General features: G+C 64.2%; 10 protein-coding genes. 4 read left to right on the top strand and 6 right to left on the bottom strand.

Features of this window, described 5'->3' with window-relative positions:
- The first annotated feature begins 109 nt into the window (after window positions 1-109).
- Window positions 110-358, top strand: a complete 249-nt coding sequence (locus tag Q9R31_RS01160) for a WhiB family transcriptional regulator (RefSeq protein ID WP_003804966.1) — start codon at window positions 110-112, stop codon at window positions 356-358.
- A 148-nt stretch (window positions 359-506) separates the two neighbouring features.
- Here Q9R31_RS01160 and Q9R31_RS01165 read toward each other — a convergent pair whose 3' ends face one another.
- Genes Q9R31_RS01165 through Q9R31_RS01180 form a run of 4 tightly spaced genes read right to left on the bottom strand, consistent with a single transcriptional unit; the run spans window position 507 to window position 8852 of the window.
- Window positions 507-1973, bottom strand: a complete 1467-nt coding sequence (locus Q9R31_RS01165) for a PAS domain-containing sensor histidine kinase (protein WP_311260941.1) — start codon at window positions 1971-1973, stop codon at window positions 507-509.
- A gap of 27 nt (window positions 1974-2000) precedes the next feature.
- Window positions 2001-6854: an NAD-glutamate dehydrogenase gene (locus Q9R31_RS01170; RefSeq protein ID WP_311260942.1), complete on the bottom strand. Its 4854-nt coding sequence runs from the start codon at window positions 6852-6854 to the stop codon at window positions 2001-2003.
- 55 nt (window positions 6855-6909) lie between these two features.
- The gene (locus Q9R31_RS01175; RefSeq protein ID WP_311260943.1) at window positions 6910-8214 is read right to left on the bottom strand and encodes a P-loop NTPase; all 1305 of its coding nucleotides are present in this window, start codon (window positions 8212-8214) and stop codon (window positions 6910-6912) included.
- Entirely contained in the window at window positions 8211-8852 is a 642-nt protein-coding gene (locus Q9R31_RS01180; protein ID WP_311260944.1) for a hypothetical protein, read from the bottom strand. The genes Q9R31_RS01175 and Q9R31_RS01180 overlap by 4 nt, the downstream gene beginning before the upstream one ends.
- A 153-nt stretch (window positions 8853-9005) precedes the next feature.
- Between Q9R31_RS01180 and Q9R31_RS01185 the strand changes: the two genes are divergently transcribed.
- The gene (locus Q9R31_RS01185; protein WP_018768505.1) at window positions 9006-9221 is read left to right on the top strand and encodes a helix-turn-helix domain-containing protein; all 216 of its coding nucleotides are present in this window, start codon (window positions 9006-9008) and stop codon (window positions 9219-9221) included.
- Between the two features lie 5 nt (window positions 9222-9226).
- Here Q9R31_RS01185 and Q9R31_RS01190 read toward each other — a convergent pair whose 3' ends face one another.
- The gene (locus Q9R31_RS01190) at window positions 9227-9796 is read right to left on the bottom strand and encodes a hypothetical protein (protein ID WP_311260945.1); all 570 of its coding nucleotides are present in this window, start codon (window positions 9794-9796) and stop codon (window positions 9227-9229) included.
- 137 nt (window positions 9797-9933) lie between these two features.
- Between Q9R31_RS01190 and Q9R31_RS01195 the strand changes: the two genes are divergently transcribed.
- Window positions 9934-10836 (top strand): hypothetical protein, encoded by a 903-nt coding sequence (locus Q9R31_RS01195; RefSeq protein WP_311260946.1) that lies wholly within the window; start codon window positions 9934-9936, stop codon window positions 10834-10836.
- A gap of 207 nt (window positions 10837-11043) precedes the next feature.
- A complete protein-coding gene (locus Q9R31_RS01200) occupies window positions 11044-11550 on the top strand; it encodes an Rv3235 family protein (RefSeq protein WP_311260947.1) in 507 nt (168 codons plus the stop codon).
- Between the two features lie 123 nt (window positions 11551-11673).
- Here the strand turns inward: Q9R31_RS01200 and secA are convergent, their stop codons facing one another.
- Entirely contained in the window at window positions 11674-14415 is a 2742-nt protein-coding gene (gene secA / locus Q9R31_RS01205; protein ID WP_311260948.1) for a preprotein translocase subunit SecA, read from the bottom strand.
- Between the last annotated feature and the right edge of the window lie 100 nt (window positions 14416-14515).

Consider the following 14515-nt stretch of genomic DNA (forward strand, 5'->3'; position numbering starts at 1 on the left):
ACAGGCTTGATGCAGATGACCAAGGGGGCCCCAGAGGGCCCCTTTCCTTTGTAGCCACTAGTGAATAATTTCACAAAGGCTTTTCCCAGAAATGGAGCAACTGATCAGCATGGATTGGCGTAACCGCGCAGCGTGCCTCGACAAGGACCCGGAACTGTTCTTCCCTGTCGGGAATACAGGACCGGCCCTCCTGCAGATTGAGGAAGCCAAGAGCGTCTGCCGCCGCTGCCCCGTCGTGGACACCTGCCTCCAGTGGGCCCTCGAGTCCGGCCAGGACGCCGGCGTCTGGGGTGGCATGAGCGAAGACGAGCGCCGTGCACTGAAACGTCGCGCCGCCCGCGCACGCCGCGCCTCCTAGGAGCACCTGGCACCGCCCGGCCGCAAGCACAGGTCGAAGCAAGCACAAGACAGAGGCCCCTGGACAATCCACGTTGGATCGTCCAGGGGCCTTTGTCTGTTTTACTCTGTGGTCCGGCGGGGCGGGTCCGCGGCCCGCCGGGTGCCTCCTACTTACCGGCCAGGCTGAGCCGGATTTTAACCTCGGTCCCACCGCCATCGCGGCGCTCCCAAGTGATGGTCCCGCCCAGCTCGCTGGTGACAAGCGTCCGCACGATCTGAAGTCCGAGCCCCTCAACGTGCGGAGTCTGTGGAAGCCCCACGCCGTCGTCGGCAATGGTCACGGTCAGCTCTTCGCCGTCGTCCCCTTCGGACCGGTCGGCAACGAGCCATACTGTTCCCGCCCTTCCCTCAAGGCCATGTTCCACGGCGTTGGTGACCAACTCGTTGATGACGAGGGCCAGCGGGGTGGCGAGGTCACTGGGGAGCTCGCCGAATGTACCTGAGCGTTCCGTCCTGACCTGCTGGGAGGGGGAAGCCACTTCAGCGGACAGCCGGAACTGGCGCCCGATCAGTTCGTCGAAATCAACGCTCTGCGTCAGGCCCTGCGACAAGGTTTCGTGAACCAGTGCGATCGTGGCCACGCGCCGCATCGCCTGCTCCAGGCCCTGCTTTGCCTCGTCGCTGACCATGCGCCTGGACTGCATCCGCAGGAGCGCGGCCACAGTCTGGAGATTGTTCTTGACCCGGTGGTGGATCTCCCGGATGGTGGCGTCCTTTGTCACCAGTTCCATCTCGCGCCGGCGCAGCTCGGAGACGTCACGGCAGAGGACCAGGGCACCGAACCGCTGCTGTTCGTCCCGCAGCGGGATGGCCCGCAGCGACAGGCTGACCCCACGGGACTCGATCTCACTGCGCCACGGCATGCGTCCGGTAACTACCAGCGGAAGGGTCTCGTCGACCATCCGCCGGTCCTTGAGCAGGCCGGCGGTGACTTCGGCGAGCGAGCGGCCTTCCAGTGATTCGCCGTCACCCAGGCGCCGGAAAGCCGAAACGCCGTTGGGACTGGCATACTGCACGATGCCATCAGCATCCAGCCGGATGAGGCCGTCCCCCACGCGGGGGGCGCCCCGGCGGGATCCGGTAGGCGAAGCAAAGTCCGGCCACAACCCCAGCGTGCCCATCCTCAGGAGGTCATAGGCGCACTGGCGGTAGGTCAACTCCAGCCGCGACGGCATCCGGGAGCTGGAGAGGTCCATGTGGGTAGTAACCACGGCAAGGGTCCGGCCGTTGCGCACCATGGGGACGGCTTCCACCCGCAGCGCCATCTCGCTGTTCCAGTTCGTCTCGCTGGACCGCTCAATGGACCGGGAGTTCCACGCCTTGTCCACGAGCGGCTGCAGGTCGGACCGGATCCCCTCACCCACAAAGTCGCTGTGGAACGCCGTGTGCGTGGTGGAAGGCCGCACGTGCGCCAGGGCGATATAGCCAAGCTCCGGGTGGGGGAACCAGAGAGCCAGGTCCGCGAACGCCAGGTCCGCGACCATCTGCCAGTCCCCCACCAGGAGGTGCAGCCATTCGGCATCGCCCGGCCCAAAATCAGCATGCTCCCTGATGGGGTCCGTAAAGATTGCCACTGCACCTCCATTTGCGACGCCGGATTGCTAGCGTCGGACGATTGACCTCAAGAGCCTCAATGCTACCGACAGTGAAGCCATGTCGTCGGCTTCCAGCGCGTTCACCTCGTCGAACATGCTCTTTGCCCTGCCCAACTGTTCGGCATTTTGTGCTTCCCAGCCCTTGAGCCGCGCATCGGGTGAGTCGGTGCCAGGCGTGGCGTCCAGCACCGCCGTCGTCATGTCCGACACCGTTGAGTACAGGTCGTCGCGCAGGGCCGCCCGGGCAAGTGCCTGCCACCGGTCCTGCCGCGGCAGGCTGCTGATCCGCTCCAGCAGCGAGTCGGCATGGAAGCGGTTAAACACCGTGTAGTAGACGGCTGCGATCTGCTCCACCGGGTCTTTCCGGGTCCGGGCGATCTTCGCGATGTCCAAAAGCACGAAACTCTCGAACAGTTCGGCCCAGCGCAGGGCAAGGCCTTCGGGCAGTTGCCATTCGCGGCCCCTCGCCAGCCACTCCGCCACCCGCTCGCGGTCGTCGCCGCGCAGGTAGTCCAGCAGCCGGGCCCGCATCGGGTCCATGAGCGGCTTGAACTCGGCCACCACGTCGGCGATGGGACGTGAAACGCTCTCCTGGCTCAGCAGCCACCGAACCGCCCGGTCCAAAAGCCGGCGGATGTCCAGGTGGACGGTGCTCCAGTGCTCCGTGGGGAACGAGGCAGGCAGGCTGTTCAGCTCGGCCACCATCGCATCCAGTTCGTACACCTCGCGCAGCGCAACGAAAGCCTTGGCGACAGCCACTTCGCTGGCGGACGTTTCCTCCATGACGCGGAAGGCGAACGTGATCCCGCCGAGGTTGATCATGTCGTTGGCCACTACCGTGGCGATGATTTCGCGGCGCAGGGGGTGTGTGTCCAGCTCGGCGTCAAAGCGTTCACGCAGCTGATGCGGGAAGTAGGAACGCAGCGTCTGCCGGAACCATGGGTCATCGGCAAGGTCGCTATCGCGCAGCGCCGATGCCAGCTCGATCTTGGCGTAGGCGGCCAGCACCGAGAGCTCAGGAGATGTCAGGCCCTGCCCCTGCTGCAGCCGCTCCCGCAGTGTTGCCGTGGTGGGCAACGCCTCCAGCTCCCGGTTCAGGTCGGCGCTCTTCTCCAGCCAGTCCATGAGCCGCTCATAGCTCGGGCTCCACTCCGCCACCCTGGTCCGGTCGTTGAGCAGCAGGATGTTCTGGTCGATATTGTCTTCCAGGACCAGTCGGCCCACCTCATCGGTCATGGAGGCGAGGAAGTCGGCCCGTTCCCCGGCCTGCAGCTTGCCCGCGGCCACCATCCGGTCAACGAAGATTTTAATGTTCACTTCGTGGTCCGAGCAGTCCACACCGGCGGAGTTGTCGATGGCGTCCGTGTTGAGAATGACGCCCTGCAAGGCTGCCTCGATACGTCCGCGCTGGGTCATGCCCAGGTTTCCGCCTTCGCCCACCACCTTGACGCGCAGGTCCCGGCCGTCGACGCGGATCGCATCATTGGCCTTGTCGCCCACGGATGCATTGGACTCTGAGCTGGCCTTGACGTAGGTCCCGATCCCGCCGTTGTAGAGAAGGTCTGCAGGTGCCAGCAGGATGGCACGCAGCAGCTCCGGAGGACTGAGTTCGGTGGTGTCCGCCGGAAGCCCCAGCGCGGCCTGCACCTGAGGGGACACCGGGATGGATTTGGCCTGCCGGGCGAAGACCCCGCCGCCTTCGCTGATCAGGGACTTGTTGTAGTCGTCCCACGAGGACCGGGGCAGCTCAAACAGCCTCTGCCGCTCTGCAAACGAGGATTCCTCGTCGGGGTTGGGGTCCAGGAAGATGTGCCGGTGGTCGAATGCGGCGAGCAGTCGGATGTGCCCGGACAGAAGCATCCCGTTGCCGAACACGTCGCCGGACATGTCGCCCACACCCACCACTGTGAACGGCTCAGTCTGGGTATCCAGGTCCAGCTCGCTGAAGTGCCGCTTGACCGATTCCCAGGCGCCCCGCGCCGTGATGCCCATGGCCTTGTGGTCGTAACCCACGGAGCCGCCGGAAGCGAACGCGTCGCCCAGCCAGAAGCCGTACTCCGCGGAGAGGCTGTTGGCAATGTCGGAAAAAGTAGCCGTTCCCTTGTCCGCCGCGACCACAAGGTAGGAGTCGTCGTCGTCGTGCCTGACAACGTTCGACGGCGGCACGAGCCGCTCGCGGCCGCCTTCAGTAAGGAGGTTGTCAGTAAGATCCAGCAGTCCACGGATGAACGTCTTGTAGCTTTCGACGCCTTCTGCCATCCAGGCGGCGCGGTCCGTGGAGGGATCGGGAAGCTTCTTGGCGAAGAAGCCGCCCTTCGCTCCGGTCGGTACGATGACGGCGTTCTTCACCGTTTGCGCCTTCACCAGGCCCAGGACCTCTGTCCGGAAATCCTCACGCCGGTCAGACCAGCGCAGCCCGCCACGGGCCACCTTGCCGAACCGAAGATGCACACCCTCAACCCGTGGGGAGTAGACCCAGATTTCGAACATGGGCCGCGGAAACGGCAGGCCCTCGATGTGTGCAGGATTCAGCTTGAAGCTCAGGTGCTGCTTGTCCTGGTAGAAGTTGGTGCGAAGGGTGGCCTCTATGAGGTTGACGAAAGTGCGCAGCACGCGGTCGGCGTCAAGCGTTGCAACCTTCTCGATGGACGCTGCCAGATCTTCGCGCACGGACGTCTGTGCCTCGGACCGGTCTTCATCGCTCATGCCCGGATCAAAGCGGGCGGCAAAGAGTGCTGTGAGGCCCCTCGTCACGTCCGGGTTTGCAAGGAGCGTGTCGGCCATGAAGCCGAAGGAGCTGCTGTTGCCCATCTGCCGCATGTAGCGGGCATAGGCCCGCAGCACCGTGATCTGCCGCCAGTGCAGGCCCTCCCTCAGCACCAGCCGGTCAAAACTGTCCGATTCGGCAGCGCCGGTGACGGCCGCGCCGAAGGATTCGGCAAGGAGCTCTCCGGTGGACACGGGGTCCACGCCGGCCGGGTACTTCAACCCCAGGTCGTAAAGGAAGAAGTCACGGTGGTCTGCTGTTTCGATTTCGAAGGGGCGTTCATCCAGGACCTCGAGTCCGAGGTTGTGGAAGTACGGCAGGATCTGGCTCAGGCTCTTGGGCTCCAGCATGTAGAGCTTGACCCTGGCATCCTCCTCCAGGGTGGCGCCGGCGCCTTCTGGAAGGTACACGTGCACGCCGGGACGGTCCTGCCGCTCACCGGTCCTGCGCTCGGCGGCGGCCCCGTACTTCTCGAAACGCGCAATGTCCTCAAGCGCGTCCTCCACTTCGTAGTCCACGCGGTAGCCGGCAGGGAACGCTTCGGCCCAGATCGCGGCCAGTTCTTTGGCTTCGGCTGGGTCCCGCCCCTCGCGCAGGACTTCCGCGATGCCTTCACTCCATGACCGTGCGGCCCGGACCAGCCGCTTCTCCAGCTCCTCGCTGTTGACGTGGCTGACGTCAGCGTCCTTGGGCAGCCGGATGCGGAAGAACAGCCGCGCAAGGGCCGACTCGGTCATCCGGGCTTCGTAGTCGATCGAGACGGCCTGGAACGTTTCGCGCAGCTCCTGTTCGATCCGGAGCCTGACGTTGGTGGTGTAGCGGTCGCGGGGCAGGTAGACGACGGCGGACATGAACCGGCCGTAGATGTCCGGCCTCAGGAACAGGCGGGTGCGCCGCCGCTCCTGCAGCTTCTGGATTCCCAGCGCAGTGGCGGCGAGATCGGGAATTTCGATCTGGAAGAGTTCGTCGCGAGGGTAGGTTTCCAGGATTCCCAGGAGGTCCTTGCCCGAGTGCGAGTCCGGCGGGAAGCCCGCGCTCTGCAGCACGGCGTCCACCTTCTCCCGGACGATGGGGATGTCCCGGACGGAGCCTGCGTAGGCGCTGGTCGCGAAGAGTCCAATGAAGCGGCGCTCGCCGTTGACATTGCCGGCTGCGTCGAAGCTCTTGATGCCGATGTAATCGAGGTAGGCCGAGCGGTGGACCGTGGAGCGTGAGTTGGCCTTGGTGATAACGAGCGCACGCTTTTCCCGCGCCTTCTTACGCCCGGTATCGGTGAGGTGCTGGATGTGCGGGGAATCGGCGGCGGCGCGCAAAAGACCGAGTCCGCTGTCTTCCCGCAGTTCGAGGACGTCTTCGCCGTCAACGTTGAGCAGGTCGTATTCGCGGTAGCCCAGGAAGGTGAAGTTCCCGTCATCAAGCCACCGCAGCAGGTCCTTGGCCTGCCGCAGTTCGGCAATCTGCGCGGCATGCGCCACCCGGTCCAGGCTTTCGGCGATTTCCAGGGCCTTCTGGCGCATCTTGGGCCAGTCCTCCACGGCCGCCCGCACGTCCTTAAGAACGCGGGTCAGGCCGGCGAGCAGCGACGCCTTCACGTCGTCGGAGACGCGTTGGATTTCGACGGCGATCCACGACTCCATGTGCGAAGCATTCCCGCCCTGGGCAATCAGATGGGAGAGGTTGGGCATTGCCGCGGTGTCCCCGCTTGAGATGCCCAAGTGCGCGGGAACCCTGTTGACCTTGACCAGTTCACCGGTTTCCCGGTTCCTGGTGGCTACGAAGAGCGGGTGGACCACAAGCTTGATGGCGGCATGCTGCCGGACAAGTTCTGAGTTCACGGAGTCGACCAGAAACGGCATGTCGTCGGTGACGACAAAGATGACGCTGCTGTCCTCTTCATCGAAGATCGAGATTTTTGCCTGCCCCGGCTGCCGTACGGAGGCTGTCCGCCGGTGCTCCGTGGCCCGGGACTCCAATACTTCCCGGGAGTAGCTCCGGGCATCCTCCTCGGCCAGGTGCTGGTAGTAGTCCCCCATGAAACCTTCAAGGCCTTCCATGGAGAGGGGCTGGTCCTCCACACTGGATCCAGACGACATCGACAACGCCTCCATCAGAGATATTCGCTGCACCTTTGCAGCTCTTATGGCGAGCCTAGTCCTTCGCCCTTCGCCGCGGTGTGGAAGAAAATACAGAGGATTTCTGTTTTCGCTGGTCGGGTGCACAAACCAGTTCACGGATGGCATGCCGGAGCGCCGAGTCCGGGGACGCTTCGAGCAGCAGCGATCCTGCCAGGAGGGCAGCGTCGGCGGCTGCGGGGTCGTAAGGCAGGAACGCCTTAAGCCCCGGGGCGGGACCATACCTTTCCCATGCGTCCCGCAGTTGGCGCTCCGGAGCCCGTCCAACGGAGGAGGAACGCACCTTGTTCATGACGACGGTGGGCGCTGCCTGCGGGACTACGCCTTCCAACTCGGCGAGGGCGCGGACCATCCTCGGCACACCCACAGGATCAGCAGCTCCCACGGCAAAGACCGTGTCAGCAAGTTCCAGCGGACGCAGTGTCGCCGCGTTTCGTCGTGGAGCCATGGTGTCAAAGCTCAGTTCCTCATCCGCCTCAAGGCAAAAGCCGGTGTCCACCACAACCACATCGGCAATCTGCCGGGCCCGCTCCAGGACCACCGCCAGCGCAGGTGCGCGGAGCTCGGTCCATCGGTCAGCCCTGGTTATGCCAGTCAGCACGCGGAATGTCCCGGATCTGGTGGCGACCGTGGCGGCGACCTTACGCAGCGCGTCCGCGTCCAGCAACCCCTGGTCGGCAAGCCTGCACGCCTGGGCAAGCCCGGCTGACTCATCCAGGAGACCCAGCACTGCCGCCACGCTGGCGCCGTACGTGTCGGCGTCGACCAGCAGGACGGCCCGGCCGTCGGCCGCCATCTCTCCTGCAATGTTCGCCGCGACTGTGGTCCGTCCAGGGGATCCTGCCGGACCCCACACAACAATCAGCTTTCCGGTCCCGTGCCCCTCCGTCTCCGGCTCAGGCATGACGGGATCTGTTGCCAGCGCAGCCCCGGTATCGGCTGGGGCGCTGAGACTGGCCGGACGCTGCGCGCCGGTCAGCTGGGCGACGGCATCGGCGATCCGGTCCGAAAGCTCCCCGGACTCAACCCCTGTCAGCGCCGAGGCGACACCTATCGTGCGGAGCCTGGCCGCCTCCTCCGCGTTATCGGTCAGCGCGATGATTGCCACGCCAACAGCTCCAAGGCGATCGACCAGGGAAGCGGTCAGCCCCTCGGACCCCTCGGCCACCACGGCCGCCCTTGCCAATCCGCTCTGGCAGGCCGCGAGCAGCTCGGCAAGTTCGGCGCATCTTCGAACCACCGTGACCGGGCCGTGAAGTCTTTCGAGACCGCCGACCAGGTCTTCGCGGCTCTGGCCCACGGTGACAACGGGAATGCTCACCGCGCGCCACCCGGGTTCCACACCACGGATATCTTTGCCTCGTTTGCCTGCGCGCCCAGCAATGCAGGCATTTGCCTGTCCTCCACCAGGACCATCAGCACGGTGGTCTTTGACGATCCCAGGGCGGTGGACCCCGTAGCGACCTCTGCTATTTCCGCTCCGGGCAGGATCAGCCGGGGCTCGCTGAATCCGTTCTTCGCATCCGGCTGTGCTATCCAGACGTCCACCCGGGCACCGGCAACTGCCTGCGAGGGCAAGGTCTGCTCGATGCTGAGGGCAACGGGCTTCCGGTCCAGCCGGTCCACCTCGCCAAGGCTTGCCCTGGGGACCAACTGGTCCTTCGCGATCCTTTGCATGGCGACAACGTCCTGGGGCAGGCCGGCCTCGACGGTGATGTAATGCTGCTCGGTATCGCCCAGCCGGACCTTGGCGCGGACCACGTTCTCCGGCGTCAGCCGCTCACCCACAGCGATGCCCTCCCGCGCGGCATAGACCTCGGTGGTACGGTCCGCACTTCCGACAAGAAAGATGACTCCGGCAACGGACACCAGGACCAGGAGAACACCCACCAGCAGCCGCGGGTCCTTCCACGATGGACGCTTGAGCCGTGCTGCAGTGGCACTTGAATCAGGAACCATACCGTTCTCCCCCTGGGTACACCGGACCTGCACGTTCTGGCCCGGACTCCTCATTGTTACCGCAAGGGCGGGGGAACAAAAGTCATTTGTTTAAATACCATCAACTTGTGGATAACGGCCACAAACTGGACCAGTTGATGGCAAAATGGAGGCATGCCCAGGTTCCTCACACTCGCGGACGTCGCAGAGCAGCTCCAGATCAATTCCCCTGCCGCCTACGCCCTTGTCCGGAGCGGTGAGCTGAAGGCCATTCAGGTAGGCGGCCGTGGGCAATGGCGGGTCGAAGAGAAGATGCTGGAGCAGTACATCGAGGAACGCTACGCCGAGGCCAGCCGCATGATCCAGGAATCGCGCTCCAAGTCAGTCTGACGCCGCTAGCTCCCAGTAGCCTTGCGGGACCTGATCATGGCCAGCGCCGTAAAAGGTATGGCTGAAACCTGGCTGACACTCTGACTCCTCCGCGCTTCGCCTGGAATGACCGTGGCGAGGTCAATGTAATCCCTGCCGACCCGGTCGATAACGCCGGCCAGCCGTAGGATTCCGGCTCCGCCGCCAATTGTCACTGAAAGCTCTGCCCTGTCGCGTGCCAAGCCACGCAGTGCATGGGCAAGTCCAATTGACCTGCGGACCGGTGAGTTCTCCGCCCGCGCATACCTGCCCAGGCCCACGTAGCGCGCGGCCGCCGCGTAGGGAATGAGCACCTGGTGCTGGTCATCCACCAAAACCAGGGCATCCGCCCCAGCATGTGTCAGTTCGCCATGCACCATGTCGCCGGACATCAGGTGGACGCCGATCCGGTAACCGACCGCCGCACGCAGCCTGTCCTCGAGGGGCAGGCTCACCATCTCAGCCCGCGTCCGCTCGCTGACCTCAGTGTCGAGTGCCAGCCGGTCTGCCTCCGCAAGCTGGCTTTCCATGTCATTGAAGAGTGCATCCCAGCGCATTTCGCCAGCGTAGGGTTCCCAGCCATGCCCGTCAACGCGCAATCATTTTCACTCCAACGTATGGACAAATGCTCATCAGCGGTTCAGACTGATCCAAGCAACATCAAACAGCATCAAACGGCATCAAAGGGGTACCAGTGGCTCGTTCGGAAAAGATGCAATGGTCAGATGCCGGCATGGTGCTGGCCCTGCTTCTGCTCGGCATCCTGCTCTGCTTCCTGGGCATGGGTTTGCTGTTCCAGTGGCAGGAATCCACGGCCCGGCATCAGGGCGGGTCCGTTGATATCCTCCTGGGCGGGGTCACAGCGGCTGCCGGGATTGCCCTTCTGCTCTGGTGGGCCGTCTCGATCCTGAGTGCCTGGGCGTCCGTTCTGTTGGAACGCATGGGACGACGCCGGGCGGCGGCATCCGTGCGAAGGCTGTCGCCGGCTTTCATGCAGCGGGCAGTGGTCGCCGCGCTCTCGATACAACTCGTGACAGGTGTCGCCGCAAATGCTGCGGTCATGCCGGGGCCTGAATGGACACCAACACAGGCACGTGCAACGGCGTCGGCCGCATCAAACCCGGCGATTCCACACCAAGCCCCGCAGGCCACTGCCAGCAACAGCCCACGCGGTACGCCCGTCCAAACCCAGCCTCTTCAAGCGGACGCACCCTCAGCCGGCCGGGAAGGCCCGTCGCATGCGTGGGAATCCAGCACCGCGGCGACCGTCCAGGAGCTGAACCCCGGGTGGCAGCCTGCTCCCCCCGTGGTGGAGCCGGGTCTGCTGGCCGCACCGGAGGCCAGGGCTGGATCCGGCCGTGGGTCGGACGGCCGTGACAGGGGCCCCGGTGACACGTTTGGCCAGGCAAGGGCCGTGACCGTACTCGCCGGCGACACACTCTGGGACATCGTCGCTTCCTATTTGGGACCGGACGCATCGGATGTGGACATCGCCCTTGAGTGGCCGCGGTGGTTTGCAGCGAACCGTGCGCTGATTGGCGGGAGCCCGGATGTCCTGCTTCCAGGCCAGATACTCCACGCACCGGCAGTGTCGTAGCCGCTGTCGCTCCCCCGCCGGACGGCGAATCGTTCCGGCACGCCAGGACACCGAATCAGCAGGCGGTGCAGCCTGTCCTCAACCAGCCCGTCCGGCCGGGCATTCCACAGCTCCCGCCAACCAATCGAACCATCAGTTATTTGCAGCAACAGCTAGTCGAATCAAAAGCCAGCCGAGCTACCAGCCGGTCCAACCTAGGGGAACACCATGACCGCAGCGACATCTATCCGGACCGTTGAAGGGCTGGCTGCCAAGACCAGGCAAGAAGAGAGCGGCCCCGTTAAGCCCCGGCCAGTGCCGGCGGCGACGGCCCCGGCGGCCCAATCTCCCGGGGCAAAGCCACCACCCCTCCGGCCAGTCAGTGAAGCTGCGGAAGTCAGGGCCATTACCCGCGGCACGGTTCAGGCTTGCATGGAGGTCCTGGCCGGAATCCGGCCCATCCACCAGCTTGCGCGGCGCCTGGATCCGCGCTGCCTGTCATCGCTGCAGCACCGGGCAGCCCTGATCAGGCGCGAACTCACCAGGACAGGCAATCCGGCGTTGGCCCGGCTCCACCGGAACTCAGCGGTGCGCTCAGTACGGGTCTGTGAGGTAGCCGACGGAATCTATGAAGCCAGCGCCGTGGTGGTGGATGACGTGCGTGCCCGTGCCGTTGCTGTCCGGCTTGAGCGCAGCAAGCACGTGTGGCGGGTCGTTGAGCTTGTCATCGGCTGACCCTTTGAAAAAGCCGGGGCAGGTGACGATACAGATCGGGCGACGTGCAACAGGCGTCACGCAAACAGGGCAGGGACGCGTCCGCCCCTGCCCTGTAGCCGCCGCCAGCGGTTAGCTGTGCTGCTAGCGTTTCTTCTTTTTCGCGGGGCGTTTGGCTGCTTCCTGGGCAGCTGCCTTAGCAGGGTTCCCGGAGCGTCCGCCTCCTGACCGGGTTTCCACCCGGGTCTGGGTTCCGCCGCCTTCACTGGGAGCCGTGTACTGCAGCTGCGTCGGCTGCTCGGGGGCTTCAAGGCCTGCGGCGTGGACCTGCGGGTCAACATGCTCGGTGTGACCGCCGGCAGCATCCTGTACGACGACATCCTGGGCAGGGGTTACTTCAACCTCCAGGTTGTAAAGGAACCCAACGCTTTCCTCGCGGATGGCTTCCATCATGCTTTGGAACATCGCGAAACCCTCGCGCTGGTACTCCACCAGCGGATCGCGCTGCGCCATGGCGCGCAGGCCAATGCCTTCCTTCAGGTAGTCCATTTCGTAAAGGTGTTCCTGCCATTTGCGGCCAATGACGGAAAGGACCACCCTGCGCTCGAGCTCCCGCATGCTCTCGGAGCCGATGACCTCCTCGCGGGCCTGGTACACCAGGCGTGCGTCAGAGAGGATCTCCTCCTTCAGCAGCTCAACGGTGACCCTGGACTTGCCGCCGGCTTCGTCGATGATGTCTTCAGCCGTAACGCTGACCGGGTAGAGCGTCTTGAGGTTCGTCCACAGCTGGTGGAAGTCCCAGTCGTCGCCGTTCCCTTCTGCGGTTGCGGCGTCGATCAGGGCCGTAATGGTGTCCTCGATGAAGAACTGCACCTTCTCGTGCAGGTCGTCGCCTTCCAGGATGCGCCGGCGGTCGCTGTAGATCGCTTCGCGCTGACGGTTGAGGACGTCGTCGTACTTCAGCACGTTCTTGCGCTGCTCGGCGTTCCGGCCTTCCACCTGTCCCTGTGCGGAGGCGATGGCACGTGAGACAAGCTTGGATTCCAGCGCGACGTCGTCAGGGACCGAGCTGTTCATCAGGCGTTCCGCGGCACCCGAGTTGAAGAGCCTCATGAGGTCGTCCGTCAGTGAGAGGTAGAACCGGGATTCGCCGGGGTCGCCCTGGCGGCCGGAACGTCCGCGGAGCTGGTTGTCGATGCGGCGTGATTCATGCCGTTCGGTGCCCAGGACGTACAGGCCCCCGAGGTCCAGGACTTCCTCGTGTTCATCCTTAACGGACTGTTTGGCAGCTTCAAATGCCGCCGGCCAGGCTGCTTCGTATTCTTCCGAGTTCTCCTCCGGGTCCAGCCCGCGCTTTGCGAGCTCGGCAACGGCGGTGAATTCGGCGTTGCCGCCCAGCATGATGTCCGTGCCGCGGCCAGCCATGTTGGTGGCCACGGTGACGGCGCCCTTCCGGCCCGCCTGGGCAACAATGGCAGCTTCCCGGGCATGGTTCTTGGCGTTCAGGACCTCGTGCCGGATGCCTTCCTTGGCGAGCAGCTTTGACAGGTACTCGCTCTTCTCCACGCTGGTGGTGCCGACCAGGACGGGCTGGCCTTTTTCGTGCCGTTCTGCAATGTCCCGCACCACGGCGTCGAATTTTACAACCTCGTTCTTGAACACGAGGTCCGACTGGTCGATCCGCTGCATGTCGCGGTTGGTGGGGATGGCCACCACGCCGAGCTTGTAGGTGCTCATGAACTCGGCCGCCTCAGTCTCGGCGGTGCCGGTCATGCCGGAAAGCTTGTCGTACATGCGGAAGTAGTTCTGCAGGGTCACAGTGGCCAGGGTCTGGTTTTCGGCCTTGATCTCGACGCCTTCTTTGGCTTCGATCGCCTGGTGCATGCCCTCGTTGTACCGCCGGCCGGCCAGAATGCGGCCGGTGTGCTCGTCCACGATCAGCACTTCGCCGTCGAGGATGACGTAGTCCTTGTCCCGCTTGAACAGTTCCTTGGCCTTGATGGCGTTGTTAAGGAACCCGATCAGCGGGGTGTTGGCGGATTCGTAGAGGTTGGAGATGCCAAGGTAATCCTCGACCTTTTCGATTCCGGTCTCCAGGACGCCTACCGTGCGCTTCTTTTCGTCGACTTCGTAATCCTTTCCGGGCTGCAGCCGGAGCACCACTTTGGCGAATTCGCTGTACCAGCGGTTGGTGTCCCCCTGGGCCGGGCCGGAGATGATCAGCGGCGTACGCGCCTCATCAATGAGGATGGAGTCGACTTCGTCGACTATGGCGAAGTTGTGGCCGCGCTGGACCAGTTCGTTCCGGTCCCAGGCCATGTTGTCGCGCAGGTAATCGAAACCGAACTCGTTGTTGGTTCCGTACGTGATGTCGGCGGCGTACTGTTGGCGGCGCACGCCCGGGTCCTGGTTCGCGAGGATGACGCCGCTGGTCAGGCCAAGGAAGCGGTAGACGCGGCCCATGAGTTCAGACTGGTATTCGGCCAGGTAGTCGTTGACGGTGACCACATGGACACCCTTGCCGGTGAGGGCGTTCAGGTAGGCGGGAGCGGTCGCCACCAGGGTCTTGCCTTCACCGGTCTTCATTTCGGCGATGTTCCCCAAATGGAGTGCGGCGCCGCCCATCAGCTGAACGTCGAAGTGGCGCAACCCCAGAGTCCGTGAGGAGGCCTCCCGCACGGCGGCAAAGGCTTCCGGAAGCAGGTCGTCGAGCTTTTCACCGTCCCGGTGGCGTTCGCGGAGACGGTCAGTCTCCTCACGCAGCTCTGCGTCGGTAAAGGTCTTGAATGAGTCTTCGAGGGCGTTGATGGAATCGGCATAGTTCCGCAGCTGCCGGAGTGTTTTCTTGTCACCCGTGCGGAGAATTTTTTCGATAAGTGATGCCACGTGAAGATGCTCCCAGTCTGATGCCGCCGAATTCTGGCGTGTTCAGTCTACGGGAGAGACACACTGCCGGTGCCCCCTTTTCCCTGAGAGCGGATACTCC

Origin of the sequence: Pseudarthrobacter sp. BRE9, from assembly GCF_031844305.1 — a bacterium.
Taxonomy (GTDB): domain Bacteria; phylum Actinomycetota; class Actinomycetes; order Actinomycetales; family Micrococcaceae; genus Arthrobacter.

Coding starts and splice junctions, on each gene's coding strand:
- Q9R31_RS01160 (WP_003804966.1), top strand. CDS start 110: ATGGATTGGCGTAACCGCGCAGCGTGCCTCGACAAGGACCCGGAACTG.
- Q9R31_RS01170 (WP_311260942.1), bottom strand. CDS start 6,854: ATGTCGTCTGGATCCAGTGTGGAGGACCAGCCCCTCTCCATGGAAGGC.
- Q9R31_RS01180 (WP_311260944.1), bottom strand. CDS start 8,852: ATGGTTCCTGATTCAAGTGCCACTGCAGCACGGCTCAAGCGTCCATCG.
- Q9R31_RS01185 (WP_018768505.1), top strand. CDS start 9,006: ATGCCCAGGTTCCTCACACTCGCGGACGTCGCAGAGCAGCTCCAGATC.
- Q9R31_RS01190 (WP_311260945.1), bottom strand. CDS start 9,796: ATGCGCTGGGATGCACTCTTCAATGACATGGAAAGCCAGCTTGCGGAG.
- Q9R31_RS01200 (WP_311260947.1), top strand. CDS start 11,044: ATGACCGCAGCGACATCTATCCGGACCGTTGAAGGGCTGGCTGCCAAG.